The following is a 16132-nucleotide window of genomic DNA, read 5'->3' as shown; positions in this document are numbered from 1 at the left end:
CAAGACTGCGAACGCGTTTTCTCGCTAAGCTGGGCGCCCTCCGATGCCAGGCCCAGACGGAACCATGCGCCGAATCGCTCTCGCCCTGCTGGTCATCTGCAACCCGCTCAACGCCGCGGAGCGCCCGCTGCGTTTCTCGATTAGCGAAAGCTCGACGATGCCCATGGTTCGCATCGAGGACGGACAGGCCACCGGAGGCATTCTCTACGACCTGCAGACGCGCCTCGCCGAGAAGGTCGGGCGCCGCGCGCAACTCATGGTGCTGCCCCGGCTGCGCGTGCAGCAGATGCTGGTGCGCGGCGAAATCGACGTGCGCTGCGACGTCAATCCGGCGTGGTTGAAGGAATCCACGCACCAGTACATCTGGAGCGTGCCCTTCATGGTCCACCGCGACGTGCTGGTGGGCACCGGGGCGAACCTGCCTCGCCAGCCGCCACCGGGCGAAGCCATCGGCACCGTGCTCGGTTTCGTCTATCCCACGCTGGAACCGGCCTTCGCCAGCGGTGCGCTGCGCCGCGACGACGCGCGTACCCAGGAGCTGGTGCTGGCGAAACTCACCGCCGCGCGCGACCGCTACGCCGTCAGCAACGAGCTGACCCTCGACTGGTACGACCGCACGCACGCCAATGGCCAGCCGCTGCACAAGCTCGGCGTGGTCGCCTCGGACATCGTCGCCTGCATCGTCCGCGACGAGCCGGACGTGCCGGCCCACACGCTGCTGCGGGCACTGGTGCGGATGAGCGTGGACGGCGAGTTCGAGGCCATCCTCGCGCGCTATCGCTGACGCCGCGCCTTACAGGCCGGGCGATCCAGGCAGGCCTGAACCCACTCCTCCATCAGCCGGTCGCTGATTGCCGAACCCTTGATGCAGGTCAGTACGCATCCATCGATCGCGCTGATGACCAATAGCAGGACCATCGATTTCTCAATCTCCGGGCCGAATGTTTTTATTCAACCGTGAGCAGTACAGGACGCCTGCCGCAGCGACCCGTCGTGAAACCTGACGACCCATACGCTGCCAGTGCTCCCGCCCACTACTGTCGAGCTAATTCGAGGATCGAACCATGAAAATCGCCAGCGTCATCTCCACCGTAATCTCCAGCTTCGCCCCCTTCGCCTTCGCCACCGACGCGCAGCCCGGTTCCGATATTCCGCCGGTGGACTACCAGTACGGCATGCAACTGGACGTCAAACAGGTCCTGCATCGCACCGACAACACCGGCAAGACCGGCGTGGTCCCGACGATCATGGTCTACCAGGACAGCAAGGGCGAAGTGCACAAGATCCGCTTCCTCGAATGGGGTGGCAAAACCAGCGAACAGAGCTGAGCGCGAAACCCGAATGACGAAAAAGGCCGCTCACGAGCGGCCTTTTTCTTGTCCGGCGAAAAGGTTCAGCGGTCGTCGTCGGGCTTGATATCGAAGCCGCTGGAGGCTTCGCTGACGATGCGGTAGCGGACGGTTTCGCCGGCCTTCACGGTGGCCAGCTCCTCGCGCAGCAGGCGACCCATGCTGCACAGGCCGCCGTCCTGCTCGTCGATGCCGATGCCGACCACGTGCTGGCCCGGGCGCAGCTGGAAGCTGACCATTTCGCCGACGCGGATGCGCGCGGCGGGCTTGCGGTCCACCGACAGCGCGACGTGGCAGCCGCCACCGATCTTGCCGAAGTCGCGGTGCACGTAGAGCGTGCCGCCGCCCTGCACCGGCTCCTGGAATGCCATCACGCGGTCGCTGGGGATTTCGGTTGGGTTTTCAGCGGGAACGGACGAACAACCGGCGAGAAACAACAGGGGCAGTGCTGCGTAGATCAATCGCATGGGTTCCCTCCACGGGCATGGGCGAAGTGCTGACGGACGTTATGACAGCATTTTGCGATCGACGGTGCCATCAGCGCAGCGGATTTGCCGATCCGGATGTTTCCGCCTGCGTGAAACCGTAGTCGCGCTCGACCCTGGCGATGCGCGCGGTGAAGGCGCTGTACCAGTCGGCCCGGCCCCGCTCGCGGGCGGCGCTGTGCTGCAGGTCCTCGCGCCAGGCGCGAATCGCCGCCTCGCTTTCCCAATACGAAACGGTGATCCCCAGGCCATCCTCGCGGGCCGACTCGACGCCGAGAAAACCCGGCTGGCGTTGCGCCCGTTCGAGCATCCGCGCGGCCGTTTCGGCGTAACCCTGGTCGCCGTCGCGGCGTTGCGAGGTGAAGATCACCGCGTAGTACGGCGGCGTGGGCGTCGCGGCGATCACGAGGCCAGCTTCGCCTCGTGGGCGGCCTGCACCGCGCAGGCGCCGACCAGGCCGGCGACCACCGGCGGCAGGCGCCCGGCCAGCGCGGCGCGTTCGGGCTGGAACAGGGTGGCGAGGAAGAACGGATGATCCTGCAGCTCGATGGCGCGCACTTCGCCGCCTTCGTCATGCCCGGACGCACGCAGGCTGTGCGCCAGCAGCGGCTCGCGGAAGGCGGCGTCGAGGCCGTAGCGGCAGAGGTATTCCTCGGTGATTTCCAGCACGCCGTAAAGCTCGGCGATCTGCGTGCCGGACACCAGCCGCACCCGGCGCGAGGCGTCCTGCAGCGCGCAGCTGAGCGGCGCGATCAGCGGCTGCTCGGCCTGCGGCGAAAGCTCGGCGTGCTCGGCGTTCCAGCCCAGCGAATGGCGCGCATATTCGAGCAGCGCATGCTGGAAGCCGCCGCAGGTTCCGAGGAAGGGCACGTTGTTCTCGCGGGCGAAGCGGATCGCGCGCAGCACGCCTTCGGTATCCGCGTAGGGGCTGCCGGGCACGCACCAGATGCCGTCGTAATCGCCGAGGCGCTGACCGTCGCCGATGCCGTCGGTGGACAGCCACTCGTGATCGACGCGGATGCGCAGCGCGTCGGCGGCCAGTTGCAGCGCCAGCGGGATCGCACGATGCGCGGTGATGGTGTCGCTACGCTCGCCGATCAGGGCGATCTTCACGTGGTTGGTGCTGTACATGCGCATGCCTCCTCGTCTGGGCCAGGTCCTCTGGCGTGCCGTCCGAGGGCCACTATAAGATGGCACTGACGCAACAAGTATTGGCATCCAGACAATCGAAGTGTGCACCGATGCAATATCGACTCGATCATTCCGACCTCTCCCTGGTCCTCGCGCTGGTCCGTGGACGCTCCCTGGCGCGGGCCTCGGAGATGCTCCAGGTCGACGTCTCCACGGTGTTCCGCTCGGTGCGGCGTCTGGAGGCGGCCCTGGGCATCGCGCTGTTCGAGAAGAGCCGCCGCGGCTACCTGCCGACCGGCGCCGCGCAGGCGCTGGCGGAACAGGCCGAGCGTGCCGAGCAGGCGCTGGACGCCGCGCGGGTGGCGCTGGAACAGGGTGAACAGGTGGTCAGCGGGACGGTGCGCCTGACCTGCACCGACGCCGTGCTGCACAGCCTGCTGCTGCCGGCGCTGGCGCGCTTCATGCCGAACTATCCGGCGCTGACGCTGGAACTGGCGACCTCCAACGAATTCGCCAACCTCAGCCGGCGCGACGCCGACATCGCCCTGCGCCTGACCAATTCGCCGCCGGAGCACCTGGTCGGGCGCTGCCTGGGCACCGTGTCCTATGCCGTCTACGGCCGCGAGGAGTATCGCCAGCCGGCCTCGCGCGATCCGGCGCGGCTGCCCTGGATCGCCCCGGACGATTCGATGCCGGACCACGCCACCGTGGTCTGGCGTCGCCAGCGCTATCCCGGCGTGGTACCGGCCTACCGTTGCAGCAGCATGCTCTCGGTGGCGCAACTCACCCAGGCAGGACTGGGCGTGGCGGCGCTGTCGGATTTTCTCGCCGGGGATTTCGACGGCCTGGTGCGCCTGAGCGAGCCGCTGGGCGGATGCGACTGCGAACTCTGGCTGCTCACCCGCCCGGATTGCCGCGCCTTGCGCTCGGTGCAGACGCTGTTCGAAGAGCTCACCCGCACGGTGCGCATCGGCTCGGACTAGCCGCGCGCGCTCAGCCCTGCAGGCGCTCGACCAGCCTCGCGGCGAGTGCGGCGAGTTCCGCCGGCTCGGCCCTGTTCTGGGCATGCGCGCCCAGGCTGCTGGCGGACCAGCGCGGAATCAGGTGGAAGTGCAGGTGGTAGACGGTCTGCCCGGCGGGCGCGCCGTTGAACTGGGCGACCTGCACGCCCTCGGCCTGTAATTCTTCGATCAGCACGCCGGTGAGGAGCTGGGCGACCCGGATCAGCTTGCCCAAGGTGTCCGCGTCGATTTCCAGCAGGTTGCGCGCCGTCGCCCGTTTGGGAATCACCAGCGTATGCCCGCGCGACTGCGGGAAGGCGTCGAGGAAGGCCAGCACGTCGTCGTCCTCGTAGACCTTGTGGCAGGGCGCCTCGCCCCGAATGATCCTGGCGAAGATGTTCTGCGGATCGTAGTCGCCGTACAGGCTCATGGGGTGCTCCTGGCAGTATGGAATCCGCAGAGGCTACCGCCCGCCTCGGCCGCCGGCAAACCGCAGGGCGGTGCGCGCGGTGGCCGGGCCTTGCTAAGGTAGAACGCACACCCTGCCCACGGAGGCTCCCATGCCCGATCTTTCCGCCTTCCCGATCACCCGCAAATGGCCGGCGACCCAGCCGGACCGCCTGCAGCTCTACTCGCTGCCCACGCCCAACGGGGTCAAGGTGTCGATCATGCTCGAAGAGATCGGCCTGCCCTACGAGGTACATCTGGTCAACTTCGAGAAGAACGACCAGATGACGCCGGAGTTCCTATCCCTCAGCCCGAACAACAAGATCCCGGCGATCCTCGATCCCGACGGTCCCGGCGGCAAGCCGCTGGCGCTGTTCGAATCCGGCGCCATCCTCATCTACCTCGCCGAGAAGACCGGCCAACTGCTGCCCACCGACCCGGCCGAACGCTACCAAGCGATCCAGTGGCTGATGTTCCAGATGGGCGGCATCGGCCCGATGTTCGGCCAGCTCGGTTTCTTCACCAAGTTCGCCGGCAAGGACATCGAAGACAAGCGCCCGCGCGACCGCTACGTCGCCGAATCCCGGCGCCTGCTCGGCGTTCTCGACAAACACCTGGAAGGTCGCCAGTGGATCATGGGCGACGCCTATGGCATCTCCGACATCGCCACGTTCCCCTGGATACGCAACCTGATCGGCTTCTACGGCGCCGGCGAGCTGGTGGGGTTCGAGCATTTCGCCAACGTCGCCCGCGTGCTGCAAGCCTTCGTCGAACGCCCGGCGGTGATCCGCGGCCTGGACATCCCCCACCGAGGCTGAACGCCCCTCCGCGCACCAGCTCCGTAGGGTGGGCTTCAGCCCACCTCAGCCAACCCACGCCTCGGCGCATCGCGTGGGCTGAAGCCCACCCTACGGCCCCTACCTCAGGCGATGCTTTCGGCGCTGCGCAGCAGCCGCTAGCATGGGCGCCCCTCAATCGAGAGAGACCGACATGCCCTTGGAAATCCGCCCCGCGCAGCCCGCCGATGCCGCGCAGATCCTTGCCTTCATCGTCGAACTGGCCGAGTACGAGCGCGCCCGTCACGAAGTGGTGGCGAGCCTGGAAGATATCCAGCGCAGCCTGTTCGCCGAGGGCGCGCCGGCGCGTGCGCTGGTCTGCCTGCGCGACGGCGAGCCGATCGGTTACGCGGTGTACTTCTTCAGCTATTCGACCTGGCTCGGGCGCAACGGCATCTACCTCGAAGACCTCTACGTCACCCCGCAGCAACGCGGCAGCGGCGCCGGCAAGCAGTTGCTGCGTCACCTGGCCCGCGAGGCCTGTGCCCACGACTGCGGGCGCCTGGAGTGGAGCGTGCTGGACTGGAACGAACCGGCCATCCGCTTCTACGAATCCATCGGCGCCAGCGCGCAGAGCGAGTGGATTCGCTACCGCATGGAAGGCGACACCCTGCGCACCTTCGCCGAGGGTGAGTGAGCCGTCATGCGCCCTGGCGGACCATGGTTCGGTGCGCGCGCCGCACCCTACAGAAGCGCCGCACGGCGCGATCTGGAAATGACACGTGATTCGCCGGCGGCCTGCCGACGTCTACGCTTCGGGTCAGGGCTGCGCGCAGACGTGCTGGCGCTTCGCCAGGCGGCTTTTAAGGTTCATTTAAGTTTGGTCGCTTAGAGTCGCTTTCGTCTTTCGCGCAGTCCGACTGCTACGGAACCCCAACCACCGCCGAGCGTCTGCAGATGTGCCAGCCGCCCGGCCGATAGATCGTTAACGAGGTCCCTATGCCCGGTAACCGCCCCACCCCAGAAGCCCTGGCTGCGATGCCGCAGGAAACCGCGGATGAATCGCTCAAGCACATCGTCGATGGCTTCCTGCGTTTCCGAAACGAGGTGTTCCCCGAACAGGAAGCGCTGTTCAAGAAACTCGCCGGCGCCCAGCAGCCGCGCGCCATGTTCATCACCTGCGCCGACTCGCGCATCGTTCCCGAGCTGATCACCCAGAGCTCGCCCGGCGACCTCTTCGTCACCCGCAACGTCGGCAACGTGGTGCCGCCATACGGGCAGATGAACGGCGGCGTCTCCACCGCCATCGAGTACGCGGTGCTGGCGCTGGGGGTGAAGCACATCATCATTTGCGGGCATTCGGACTGCGGCGCGATGAAGGCGGTGCTCAACCCGCAATCGCTGGAAAAGATGCCCACCGTAAAGGCCTGGCTGCGCCACGCCGAAGTGGCGAAGACGGTGGTCGAGGACAACTGCCCGCATTGCGCCGGCCAGGATTCCCTCGGCGTGCTCACCGAGGAAAACGTGGTCGCCCAGTTGCAGCACCTGGGCACCCACCCTTCCGTCGCCTCGCGCCTGGCCAGCGGCCAGTTGTTCATCCATGGCTGGGTCTACGACATCGAGACCAGCGCGATCCGCGCGTACGATGCCGAACAGGGCGCCTACCTGCCGATCGATGCCGACCATCCGCTGCCGATGGCCACGCCCAAACCGCGATATCGCCCGTCCTGACGGGCACTCCCCTTTCGGCGCCCTGCCTTGGCGGGGCGCCGAAACCCCAACGCCAGCAGCCGTAACGACTGGCCGGACAACACGTCCCCACACCCCCTGATTGCCGCCGATGCCCGTGGAAACCGGTATCCGAATCCGTTCGCGCCAAGGAATCCGTCCACGCTCTCGCGAGCCGACGTCAGGCAAGGCGGAAGCCGCCCGACAAGCGCATGTACCCGTCGTACATGCCTGCCTGGGCGACTTCCCTCTGCGCAAGGCATACGCACAACGGATCGCGGGCGAACTCCGAAGAATGTGGAGAAAGTGCATGCTCGACTCAATCAAGTCCTCCCTGCCCCGCGACGCCCTGGCGTCGGTGGTGGTGTTCCTCGTCGCCCTGCCGCTGTGCATGGGCATCGCCATCGCCTCCGGCATGGAGCCGGCCAAGGGCCTGATCACCGGGATCATCGGTGGCCTGGTGGTCGGTTTCCTCGCTGGTTCGCCGTTGCAGGTCAGCGGCCCCGCGGCCGGTCTCGCCGTGCTGGTCTTCGAACTGATCCGCACCCACGGCCTGGCCGCGCTCGGCCCGGTGCTGGTGCTCGCCGGGGCGATCCAGCTGCTCGCCGGGCGCCTGCGCCTGGGCTGCTGGTTCCGCGTAACGGCGCCGGCGGTGGTCTACGGGATGCTCGCCGGCATCGGCATCCTCATCGTCCTGTCGCAGGTCCATGTGATGCTCGACGCGACGCCCAAGGCCTCCGGCCTGGACAATCTCACGGCCTTCCCCGGCGCGCTGGGCGAAGCCCTGCCGGTGCTCGGCGGCGGCTTCGGCCTGGACGCCGCGCTGCTCGGCCTCGGCACCATGGCGGCGATGTTCGGCTGGGAGAAACTGCGCCCGCAGGCGCTGCGCTTTTTGCCGGGCGCGCTGATCGGCGTGACGCTGATGACGGCGGTGAGCCTGTGGTTCGCGCTCGACGTGAAACGCGTCGACGTGCCGGCCAACCTCGGCGACGCGATCGACTGGATCACCCCCGCGAGCCTGATGCAGCTGGCCGATCCGACCCTGCTGGTCGCCGCGCTCGCCCTGGCCTTCATCGCCAGCGCCGAGACGCTGCTCTCGGCCGCCGCGGTGGACCGCATGCACAACGGCGCGCGCTCGGACTTCGACCGCGAGCTGTCGGCGCAGGGCGTCGGCAACCTGCTCTGCGGCATCGTCGGCGCGCTGCCGATGACCGGCGTGATCGTGCGCAGCTCGGCCAATGTGCAGGCCGGCGCCGTCAGCCGCCGCTCGGCGATCCTGCATGGCGCCTGGCTGCTGGCGTTCGTCCTGCTGCTGCCGGGCGTGTTGCAGAGCATCCCGATCGCCAGCCTGGCCGGCGTGCTGGTCTACACCGGGTTCAAGCTGGTCGACCTCAAGGCGGTGCGCAGCCTCGGCCGCTACGGCCGCATGCCGGTGCTGATCTACCTCGCCACGGCGCTGACCATCGTCTTCACCGACCTGCTCACCGGGGTGCTGGTCGGCTTCGGCCTGACGCTGGCCAAGCAGGCCTGGCGCAGCTCGCGGCTGAAGATCAGCCTGATCCGCCACGGCGAACGCGACGCCGAGCTGCGCCTGGTCGGCAGCGCCACCTTCCTCAAGGTGCCGAAGCTGGCCAAGGTTCTCGAAGGCATTGCGCCAGACACCCGCCTCCACGTGCCGCTGAGCCACCTGCCGTACATCGACCACGCCTGCATGGAGCTGCTGGAAGACTGGGGGCGCGCCGCGGCCAAGAACGGCGGCGAGCTGCGGATGAATCGCCACGCGGTGAAACGCCGTCTAGAAGGCCGCCGGCAGACCACCAGCGGAGTCGGCGCCGCGCACGCGGCCGGCTGAGTCGTCTAGCCGCGGCCCTGGAAGGTCTGCCGGTAGGCGCTGGGCGATACGCCGAACGCGCGGCCGAACTGCTGGCGCAGGGATACCGCGGAGCCGAAGCCGGCCAGCCCGGCGATCGCCTCCACGGAGTGCTCGGTGCCTTCGAGCAGGCGCTGGCTGAGCGCCAGGCGTTCGGCCAGCAGCCAGTCGCCCAGGGTGCTGCCGGTGAGCTGGCGGAAATGCCGGCTGAAGCTGCGCCGGCTCATCGCGGCCTGCTCGGCGAGGCTGTCCAGCGTGTGCGGCCGATGCAGGCAGGTGCGCACGTCGTCGAGCAGGCCGCCCAGGCGGTTGTCCCGCGAGGTCGCCGGCAACGGCTGTTCGACGAACTGCGCCTGGCCGCCCTGGCGATGCGGCGCCACCACCAGACGCCGCGCCACCCGGTTGGCCACCTCCGCGCCCCAGTCCTTGCGCAGCAGGTGCAGGCAGCAATCGAGGCCTGCGGCGGTGCCGGCCGAGGTCAGCAGATCGCCGTCCTCCAGGTAGAGCTTCTCGGCATCCACCTTCACCGCCGGGAAACGCGCGGCGAAATCCTCGACCCATCCCCAATGCGTCGTAGCGCGACGCCCGTCGAGCAGGCCAGCGGCGGCGAGCACGTAAGCGCCCAGGCACAGACCGACGATCAGCGCGCCGCGCCGGTGGGCGGTGATCAGCGCGTCCAGCAGCGCCTGCGGCGGCCGCTCGTCCGGGTCGCGCCAGCTCGGCACGATGATCGTCCGCGCCTCGGCGAGTGCTTCCAGGCCATGGGCGACAGCGATGTCGAAGCCGGCGGTGGTGCTCAGCCGCCCGCCTTCCGCGGCGCAGACGAGCAGCTCGTAGGCGCCCTCCGCCGGAGGCGTTTCACCGAACACCAGGCAGGGAACGGACAGGTGAAACGGGCTGATCTGGTCGAACGCGACGACCACGATGCGGTGCGGCTGCATGCAGGAACCCTGGGCGGGGAATTTGGCCCGATTCTATCGAAAGTCGTCATCCGGGCCACTCACGACACGCCTTCCGCGCCGACGACACTGGCGCCCTCACACACAGAGGAGTGCCCCGCATGAGCGCATCACCGAATCGCGCACTGATCGTCATCGACGTGCAGAACGAATACATCACCGGCAACCTGCGCATCGAATACCCCGATGTCGGGCTGTCGCTGCCGAACATCGCCCGCGCCATGGACGCCGCCCGGGCCGCCGGCATCCCCGTGGTGGTGATCCAGCATCTCGAAGCGCCGGACTCGCCGCTGTTCGCCCGCGGCGGCGAGATGGCCGAGCTGCATCCGGACATCGCCCGCCGCCCCTGCGACCATCACGTGGAAAAGAACCAGGCCAGCGCCCTGACCGGCACCGACCTCGCCGCCTGGCTGCGCGACCGGCAGATCGACACGCTGACGGTGGTCGGCTACATGACCCACAACTGCGACCTGGCGACCACGCTGGAAGCCCACCACCTGGGCTGGAACGTCGAGCTGCTGCATGACGCCAGCGGCTCGCTGCCCTACAGCAACGCCTGCGGCAGCGTCAGCGCCGAGGAGATTCACCGGGTGATGACGGTGGTGATGCACAGCAGCTTCGCCGCCGTGGCGAGCACCGCGCAATGGCTGGAAGCGCTGGAAAACGGCACGGCCCTGGAGCCCGGCGACATCCCCAGCTCGAACCAGCGGGCCATCGCCGAGCGCCAGTGACTCCGCGAGAAACCGAGGCGCCGACCTCGCGCCTGCCCGAGGCCGACGCGCCTCACGATTGAATCCCTGCCCTACCGGTGGTCGGATCGATCCGGCGACCGGCGAGACGGTGGCCGGCACTCCGGCGGCCGGTGACCCGGTCACCGGCGCACCTGCGCTTCGCGATGCCCGCGAACCGCACCCGAACACCTCACTCCTGACCTGGAGCCCGCCTCCGGAACCCCGGTTGAAACTTGTTCAACCCTGCGGCGTCAATGTTCGTATTCAATTATGGAGTGTTCGATTTCTTCGCTTTGACAGGCCAAAGGTTTAAAATTAAGTTTCATTTACGAAAAACTCCGAACCCTGTTTGCGGTCGGAAAACAACTACAACAATCGTCAGAGGCTCCCTCGCATGAGTACTCCAACCGTTCCGCTTCCGACCCTCAAGGGTCAATGCATCGCCGAATTCCTCGGCACCGCCCTCTTCATCTTCTTCGGCACCGGCTGCGTAGCCGCGCTCAAACTGGGCGGCGCGAGCCTTGGCCTGTGGGAAATCAGCATCATCTGGGGCGTCGGCGTGAGCATGGCGGTGTACCTCACCGCGGGCGTCTCCGGCGCGCACCTGAGCCCGGCGGTGTCCATCGCGCTCTGGCTGTTCGGCGGTTTCGAGCGGCACAAGGTGCCGGCCTACATCGTCGCCCAGGTCGCCGGCGCGTTCTGCGGCGCGGCGCTGGTCTACGGCCTGTACAGCAGCCTGTTTTTCGATTTCGAACAAGCCCACAACATGGTGCGCGGCAGCGTCGACAGCCTGCAGCTGGCCTCGGTGTTCTCCACCTACCCGCACCCGTCGCTATCGGTCGGCCAGGCATTTCTCGTCGAGATGGTGATCACTGCGATCCTCCTGGCGATGATCATGGCGCTCACCGATGACGGTAACGGCCTGCCCCGTGGCCCGCTGGCGCCGCTGCTAATCGGCCTGCTGATCGCCGTGATCGGTGCCTCGATGGGCCCGCTGACCGGCTTCGCGATGAACCCCGCGCGCGATTTCGGACCCAAGCTGATGACCTACTTCGCCGGCTGGGGCTCCGTGGCCTTCACCGGCAACCGCGACATTCCCTACTTCCTGGTCCCGATCTTCGCCCCGATACTCGGCGCCTGCCTGGGCGCCGCCGCCTACAAGGCGCTGATCTGCAAGCACCTGCCCGTAGGTACGGGTGCCTGCAGCACCGCCGAAGAGGCCACCTGGGAAACCGGCGAAAACAACCAGAAAGATGCCCGGGCATCCGAAGCCCGCTAAGGAAGACTTGCCATGAGCGATCAGAACAAGCAGTACATCGTTGCCCTCGACCAGGGCACCACCAGCTCGCGTGCCATCGTGCTGGACCGCAATGCCAACGTGATCACCGTTGCCCAGCGCGAGTTCGCGCAGATCTATCCGCAGCCGAGCTGGGTCGAGCATGACCCGATGGAAATCTGGGCCACGCAGAGTGGCGTGTTCGTCGAAGCCCTGGCCCAGGCCGGCATCAGCAACGAACAGGTCGCCGCGATCGGCATCACCAACCAGCGCGAAACCACCATCGTCTGGGACAAGCTCACCGGCCGGCCGATCTACAACGCCATCGTCTGGCAGAGCCGCCAGAGCACCTCGATCTGCGACCAGCTCAAGCGCGACGGCATGCTCGATCACATTCGCAAGACCACCGGCCTGGTGATCGACCCCTATTTCTCCGGCACCAAGATCAAGTGGATCCTCGACCACGTCGAAGGCAGCCGCGAGCGCGCACGGCGTGGTGAACTGCTGTTCGGCACCGTGGATTCCTGGCTGATCTGGAAGATGACCCAGGGCAAGGCCCACGTCACCGACTACACCAACGCCTCGCGCACCCTGCTGTTCGACATCCACAAGCGCGACTGGGACCCGGTGATGCTCGAAGCCCTCGACATCCCGCGCGAGATGCTCCCCGAGGTGCGCTCGTCTTCCGAGGTCTACGGCCACGCCTACCTGGGCTCCGGCCAGAGCACCGGAATTCCCATCGCCGGGATCGCCGGCGACCAGCAGGCGGCACTGTTCGGCCAGATGTGCGTCGAGCCGGGCCAGGCGAAGAACACCTACGGCACCGGCTGTTTCCTGCTGATGAACACCGGCGAGAAAGCCGTGCAGTCGCAGCACGGCCTGCTCACCACCATCGCCTGCGGCCCGCGCGGCGAAGTGAACTACGCGCTGGAAGGGGCGATCTTCAACGGCGGCTCCACCGTGCAGTGGCTGCGCGACGAGCTGAAGGTGATCAACGATTCGCTGGACTCCGAGTACTTCGCCACCAAGGTGCAGGACAGCAACGGCGTCTACCTGGTGCCGGCGTTCACCGGTCTCGGCGCGCCGTACTGGGACCCGTATGCACGTGGCGCGCTGTTCGGCCTGACGCGCGGCGTGAAGGTCGACCACCTGATCCGCGCGGCCCTGGAATCCATCGCCTACCAGACCCGCGACGTGCTCGACGCGATGCAGCAGGACGCCGGCGAACGCCTGCGCTCGCTGCGCGTGGACGGCGGCGCGGTGGCCAACAACTTCCTCATGCAGTTCCAGGCCGACCTGCTCGGCACGCCGGTGGAACGCCCGGAAATGAAGGAAACCACCGCCCTTGGCGCCGCCTACCTGGCCGGCCTGGCGACCGGTTTCTGGAGCGGCCTGGACGAGCTCAAGCGCAAGGCGACCATCGAGCGCGTGTTCGAGCCGGCCTGTGACGAAGCCAAGCGCGAAGCCCTCTACAAGGGCTGGAAGCGCGCCGTGGATCGCACCCGCGGCTGGGCCGAAGAATGATCGGCTAACGCAACGAAGAAGCCCGGCGCGGAAGTCCTTCCCGCCGGGCTTTTTCATGGGTATCGAGAATTTGCTGTCCGTACCGGTGGCGCGCGCCTTCCCATCGGCGCCAGGGCGGTTTTCCTCGAACAATCTTTAATCGCGCGGCGGACTGCGGCATGCTTCGGGCCACACCAGAATAAGGAAGTCGCAATGAGCTTGGCCCCCCGCCAGCAGAACATCCTCGAATTGGTACGAGAGCGCGGTTACGTCAGCATCGAGGAGCTGGCTCAACACTTCGCCGTCACCCCCCAGACCATCCGCCGGGACATCAACCAGCTCGCCGAGGTCGGCCTGCTGCGCCGCTACCACGGCGGCGCGGCGCACGATTCCAGCGTCGAGAACACCGCCTACAGCATGCGTGCCAGCCAGATGCGCGACGAAAAACGCCGCATCGCCGAAGCCATGGCCACGCACGTGCCGGACCAGGCGTCGCTGTTCATCAACATCGGCACCACCACCGAAGCCATCGCCCATGCCCTGCTCAATCACCACGGGCTGAAGATCATCACCAACAACCTGCACGTGGCGAACATCCTCAGCGCCAAGGACGACTTCGACGTGCTCATCGCCGGCGGCACCGTGCGCAGCGACGGTGGCGTGGTCGGCCAGGCCACCGCCGACTTCATGAAACAGTTCAAGGTCGACTACGCGCTGATCGGCATCAGCGGCATCGACGAGGACGGCACCCTGCTGGACTTCGACTTCCAGGAAGTGCGCGTGTCCCAGGCGATCATCGACAACGCGCGCAAGGTCTACCTCGCCGCCGACTCCAGCAAGTTCGGCCGCAGCGCCATGACCCGCCTCGGCTCGCTGGAACAGATCGACAGCCTGTTCACCGAAACCCGCCCCGAAGAGCCGTTCGCGCAACTGCTGGCGGCGAGCAAGGTCAAGGTCGTCATCGCCGAGTAATCGCCGCGCCGCTCTAACCACCCTACGGTCCTGAGCACCGGGCGGCCCTGCTCACCTCGTCGTAGGGTGGGTCAGGCGCACACCGCTGCCGATGCCTGACACCGTTCTCCACGCGCCGTAACCCACCGAACGTGCTGCCGCCTGACACCGCTGGTGGGTTGCGCGGATAAACCTCGAGCCAGGCGCAAAAACGGTGTGCCGCTTACCCACCCTACGGTCACGCCACGCCCGCTCGAAACGAAAACCCATCACAACTCAAAAGTTCGTATCGATTCGATTATTTTCTTTTATCGACGAAATGAACATTTCATCCCTATGAGATGGAATTATTTTTCGCTACGATGTTCGTATTCGAATATACGCGTTCGTTTTCGAGGAGATGACCATGACCGACTCCACCCGCCCACTCGCCGAGGTTTATGACGTTGCCGTGATCGGCGGCGGTATCAATGGGGTCGGCATAGCCGCCGACGCCTCCGGCCGTGGGCTCTCGGTCTTCCTGTGCGAACGCGACGACCTCGCCAGCCACACCTCCTCGGCCAGCAGCAAGCTGATCCACGGCGGGCTGCGCTACCTCGAACATTACGAATTCCGCCTGGTGCGCGAAGCCCTGGCGGAGCGCGAAGTGCTGCTGGCCAAGGCGCCGCACATCGTCAAGCCGATGCGTTTCGTCCTGCCGCACCGCCCGCACCTGCGTCCGGCCTGGATGATCCGCGCCGGCCTGTTCCTCTATGACAACCTTGGCAAGCGGGAAAAACTGCCGGCCTCGCGCGGCCTGCGCTTCGATGCGGACAGCGCGCTGAAGCCGGAGATCAAGCGCGGCTTCGAATATTCCGATTGCTGGGTGGACGACGCGCGCCTGGTGGTGCTCAACGCCATCGCCGCCCGCGAGAACGGCGCGCACATCCATACCCGCACGCAGTGCCTGAGCGCCCAGCGCAGCAATGGCCTGTGGGACGTCGAGCTGCAGCGCGAGGACGGCAGCCGCTTCTCGATCCGCGCACGCGCGCTGGTCAACGCCGCCGGTCCGTGGGTCGCCAGGTTCATCGGCGAGAACCTCAAGCAGCGCTCGCCCTACGGCATCCGTTTGATCCAGGGCAGCCACGTGATCGTGCCGAAGCTCTACGAGGGCGAGCAGGCGTTCATCATGCAGAACGAGGACCGCCGCATCGTCTTCGCCATCCCCTACCTGGGCCGCTACACGATGATCGGCACCACCGACCGCGAATACACCGGCGACCCGGCCAAGGTGCGCATCAGCGACGAGGAAATCGACTACGTGCTCGGCGTCGCCAACGCGCACTTCCGCAAGCAGCTGACCCCGGCCGACGTGCTGCACACCTTCGCTGGCGTGCGCCCGCTGTGCGACGACGAGTCGGACAACCCGTCCGCCGTGACCCGCGACTACACCCTGTCGCTGGCCACCGAGGCACACAAGGCGCCGCTGCTGTCGGTGTTCGGCGGCAAGCTGACCACTTACCGCAAGCTGGCCGAATCGGCGATGGCACAGCTCAGGCCGTATTTCCCGAACATGGGCCCAAGCTGGACCGCCATCGCCACGCTGCCCGGCGGCGAGAACATGAGCACGCCGCAAGCGCTGGCCAAGCAGCTGCAGGCCAAGATCAGCGGCCTCTCTCCGGCGCTGGCGCAGCGCTGGTCGCAGACCTACGGCGAGCGCGTGTGGAAGATGCTCGGCGAAGCACGCAGCGTGACCGACCTCGGCACCGACCTCGGCCGCGAGCTGTTCACCCGCGAGGTGGATTACCTGCGCCGCGAGGAGTGGGCGACCCAGGTGGACGACATCCTGTGGCGCCGCACCAAGCTCGGCCTGGCCTTCTTCCCGGAAGAAAAAGCCAACCTCGAGCGTTACCTCGCCACTGCCTCGGTCGAAGCCTCCGCGCCGG

At 67.0% G+C, this 16132-nt stretch carries 17 protein-coding genes; 12 read left to right on the top strand and 5 right to left on the bottom strand.

Features of this window, described 5'->3' with window-relative positions; genetic code table 11:
* The first annotated feature begins 64 nt into the window (after nt 1–64).
* Both B2X67_RS05810 and B2X67_RS05805 read left to right on the top strand, forming a co-directional pair.
* Nucleotides 65–784: an amino acid ABC transporter substrate-binding protein gene (locus B2X67_RS05810; RefSeq protein ID WP_286784904.1), complete on the top strand. Its 720-nt coding sequence runs from the start codon at nt 65–67 to the stop codon at nt 782–784.
* 280 nt (nt 785–1064) lie between these two features.
* Nucleotides 1065–1328: a DUF2790 domain-containing protein gene (locus B2X67_RS05805; RefSeq protein ID WP_090228368.1), complete on the top strand. Its 264-nt coding sequence runs from the start codon at nt 1065–1067 to the stop codon at nt 1326–1328.
* 65 nt (nt 1329–1393) lie between these two features.
* On the opposite strand, the gene B2X67_RS05800 is transcribed toward B2X67_RS05805, so the two are convergent.
* The 3 genes from B2X67_RS05800 to B2X67_RS05790 form a co-directional block, all read right to left on the bottom strand.
* Nucleotides 1394–1816, bottom strand: coding sequence for a 3-isopropylmalate dehydratase (locus B2X67_RS05800; protein ID WP_090228373.1), 423 nt, complete (start codon nt 1814–1816; stop codon nt 1394–1396).
* A gap of 70 nt (nt 1817–1886) precedes the next feature.
* Nucleotides 1887–2240 (bottom strand): antibiotic biosynthesis monooxygenase family protein, encoded by a 354-nt coding sequence (locus tag B2X67_RS05795; RefSeq protein WP_286784903.1) that lies wholly within the window; start codon nt 2238–2240, stop codon nt 1887–1889.
* On the bottom strand, nt 2237–2965 hold the full coding sequence (locus tag B2X67_RS05790; RefSeq protein WP_286784902.1) for a CTP synthase C-terminal region-related (seleno)protein: 729 nt from the start codon (nt 2963–2965) through the stop codon (nt 2237–2239). Before B2X67_RS05790 ends, B2X67_RS05795 begins: the two co-directional genes overlap by 4 nt.
* Before the next feature lie 110 nt (nt 2966–3075).
* Between B2X67_RS05790 and B2X67_RS05785 the strand changes: the two genes are divergently transcribed.
* Complete coding sequence (locus B2X67_RS05785; RefSeq protein WP_090228383.1) at nt 3076–3948, top strand: LysR family transcriptional regulator; 873 nt, start codon at nt 3076–3078, stop codon at nt 3946–3948.
* A gap of 10 nt (nt 3949–3958) precedes the next feature.
* On the opposite strand, the gene B2X67_RS05780 is transcribed toward B2X67_RS05785, so the two are convergent.
* Entirely contained in the window at nt 3959–4396 is a 438-nt protein-coding gene (locus B2X67_RS05780; RefSeq protein ID WP_286784901.1) for an HIT family protein, read from the bottom strand.
* Between the two features lie 130 nt (nt 4397–4526).
* On the opposite strand from B2X67_RS05780, the gene B2X67_RS05775 reads away from it, so the two are divergent.
* The 4 genes from B2X67_RS05775 to B2X67_RS05760 all read left to right on the top strand — a co-directional run bounded on the left by B2X67_RS05775 (nt 4527) and on the right by B2X67_RS05760 (nt 8769).
* The gene (locus B2X67_RS05775) at nt 4527–5231 is read left to right on the top strand and encodes a glutathione S-transferase N-terminal domain-containing protein (protein ID WP_286784900.1); all 705 of its coding nucleotides are present in this window, start codon (nt 4527–4529) and stop codon (nt 5229–5231) included.
* A gap of 172 nt (nt 5232–5403) precedes the next feature.
* Nucleotides 5404–5886, top strand: coding sequence for a GNAT family N-acetyltransferase (locus tag B2X67_RS05770; RefSeq protein ID WP_286784899.1), 483 nt, complete (start codon nt 5404–5406; stop codon nt 5884–5886).
* A gap of 302 nt (nt 5887–6188) precedes the next feature.
* Nucleotides 6189–6920, top strand: coding sequence for a carbonic anhydrase (locus B2X67_RS05765; RefSeq protein ID WP_090228392.1), 732 nt, complete (start codon nt 6189–6191; stop codon nt 6918–6920).
* A 307-nt stretch (nt 6921–7227) separates the two neighbouring features.
* Complete coding sequence (locus B2X67_RS05760; protein ID WP_286784898.1) at nt 7228–8769, top strand: SulP family inorganic anion transporter; 1542 nt, start codon at nt 7228–7230, stop codon at nt 8767–8769.
* Nucleotides 8770–8774: 5 nt separating this feature from the next.
* Here B2X67_RS05760 and B2X67_RS05755 read toward each other — a convergent pair whose 3' ends face one another.
* Nucleotides 8775–9728 carry a helix-turn-helix domain-containing protein gene (locus B2X67_RS05755; protein ID WP_286784897.1) on the bottom strand — a complete coding sequence of 318 codons (954 nt, stop codon included), beginning with the start codon at nt 9726–9728 and terminating at the stop codon, nt 8775–8777.
* Nucleotides 9729–9847: 119 nt separating this feature from the next.
* Between B2X67_RS05755 and B2X67_RS05750 the strand changes: the two genes are divergently transcribed.
* The 5 genes from B2X67_RS05750 to glpD form a co-directional block, all read left to right on the top strand.
* Nucleotides 9848–10477: a cysteine hydrolase family protein gene (locus B2X67_RS05750; protein WP_286784896.1), complete on the top strand. Its 630-nt coding sequence runs from the start codon at nt 9848–9850 to the stop codon at nt 10475–10477.
* A gap of 394 nt (nt 10478–10871) precedes the next feature.
* Nucleotides 10872–11756, top strand: a complete 885-nt coding sequence (locus tag B2X67_RS05745) for an MIP/aquaporin family protein (protein ID WP_286784895.1) — start codon at nt 10872–10874, stop codon at nt 11754–11756.
* 12 nt (nt 11757–11768) lie between these two features.
* Complete coding sequence (glpK, locus tag B2X67_RS05740; RefSeq protein WP_090228405.1) at nt 11769–13277, top strand: glycerol kinase GlpK; 1509 nt, start codon at nt 11769–11771, stop codon at nt 13275–13277.
* A 192-nt stretch (nt 13278–13469) separates the two neighbouring features.
* Nucleotides 13470–14228 carry a DeoR/GlpR family DNA-binding transcription regulator gene (locus tag B2X67_RS05735; RefSeq protein ID WP_286784894.1) on the top strand — a complete coding sequence of 253 codons (759 nt, stop codon included), beginning with the start codon at nt 13470–13472 and terminating at the stop codon, nt 14226–14228.
* Nucleotides 14229–14613: 385 nt separating this feature from the next.
* Nucleotides 14614–16132, top strand: a 1519-nt coding sequence (gene glpD, locus B2X67_RS05730) for a glycerol-3-phosphate dehydrogenase (protein WP_286784893.1), incomplete at its 3' end; no start/stop codon positions are given.

The organism is Pseudomonas sp. UBA3153 (assembly GCF_002364635.1).
In the GTDB taxonomy this organism is placed as follows: Bacteria; Pseudomonadota; Gammaproteobacteria; order Pseudomonadales; family Pseudomonadaceae; genus Pseudomonas_O; species Pseudomonas_O kuykendallii.
Note: the sequence above shows the minus strand (reverse complement) of the source record. Positions and strands in the feature narration are given on the sequence as shown.

Excerpts from the sequence above, each read along its gene's own strand:
- B2X67_RS05810 (WP_286784904.1), top strand. The coding sequence starts at position 65 with ATGCGCCGAATCGCTCTCGCCCTGCTGGTCATCTGCAACCCGCTCAAC.
- B2X67_RS05805 (WP_090228368.1), top strand. The coding sequence starts at position 1,065 with ATGAAAATCGCCAGCGTCATCTCCACCGTAATCTCCAGCTTCGCCCCC.
- B2X67_RS05800 (WP_090228373.1), bottom strand. The coding sequence starts at position 1,816 with ATGCGATTGATCTACGCAGCACTGCCCCTGTTGTTTCTCGCCGGTTGT.
- B2X67_RS05790 (WP_286784902.1), bottom strand. The coding sequence starts at position 2,965 with ATGTACAGCACCAACCACGTGAAGATCGCCCTGATCGGCGAGCGTAGC.
- B2X67_RS05785 (WP_090228383.1), top strand. The coding sequence starts at position 3,076 with ATGCAATATCGACTCGATCATTCCGACCTCTCCCTGGTCCTCGCGCTG.
- B2X67_RS05780 (WP_286784901.1), bottom strand. The coding sequence starts at position 4,396 with ATGAGCCTGTACGGCGACTACGATCCGCAGAACATCTTCGCCAGGATC.
- B2X67_RS05775 (WP_286784900.1), top strand. The coding sequence starts at position 4,527 with ATGCCCGATCTTTCCGCCTTCCCGATCACCCGCAAATGGCCGGCGACC.
- B2X67_RS05770 (WP_286784899.1), top strand. The coding sequence starts at position 5,404 with ATGCCCTTGGAAATCCGCCCCGCGCAGCCCGCCGATGCCGCGCAGATC.
- B2X67_RS05765 (WP_090228392.1), top strand. The coding sequence starts at position 6,189 with ATGCCCGGTAACCGCCCCACCCCAGAAGCCCTGGCTGCGATGCCGCAG.
- B2X67_RS05760 (WP_286784898.1), top strand. The coding sequence starts at position 7,228 with ATGCTCGACTCAATCAAGTCCTCCCTGCCCCGCGACGCCCTGGCGTCG.
- B2X67_RS05755 (WP_286784897.1), bottom strand. The coding sequence starts at position 9,728 with ATGCAGCCGCACCGCATCGTGGTCGTCGCGTTCGACCAGATCAGCCCG.
- B2X67_RS05750 (WP_286784896.1), top strand. The coding sequence starts at position 9,848 with ATGAGCGCATCACCGAATCGCGCACTGATCGTCATCGACGTGCAGAAC.
- B2X67_RS05745 (WP_286784895.1), top strand. The coding sequence starts at position 10,872 with ATGAGTACTCCAACCGTTCCGCTTCCGACCCTCAAGGGTCAATGCATC.
- glpK (WP_090228405.1), top strand. The coding sequence starts at position 11,769 with ATGAGCGATCAGAACAAGCAGTACATCGTTGCCCTCGACCAGGGCACC.
- B2X67_RS05735 (WP_286784894.1), top strand. The coding sequence starts at position 13,470 with ATGAGCTTGGCCCCCCGCCAGCAGAACATCCTCGAATTGGTACGAGAG.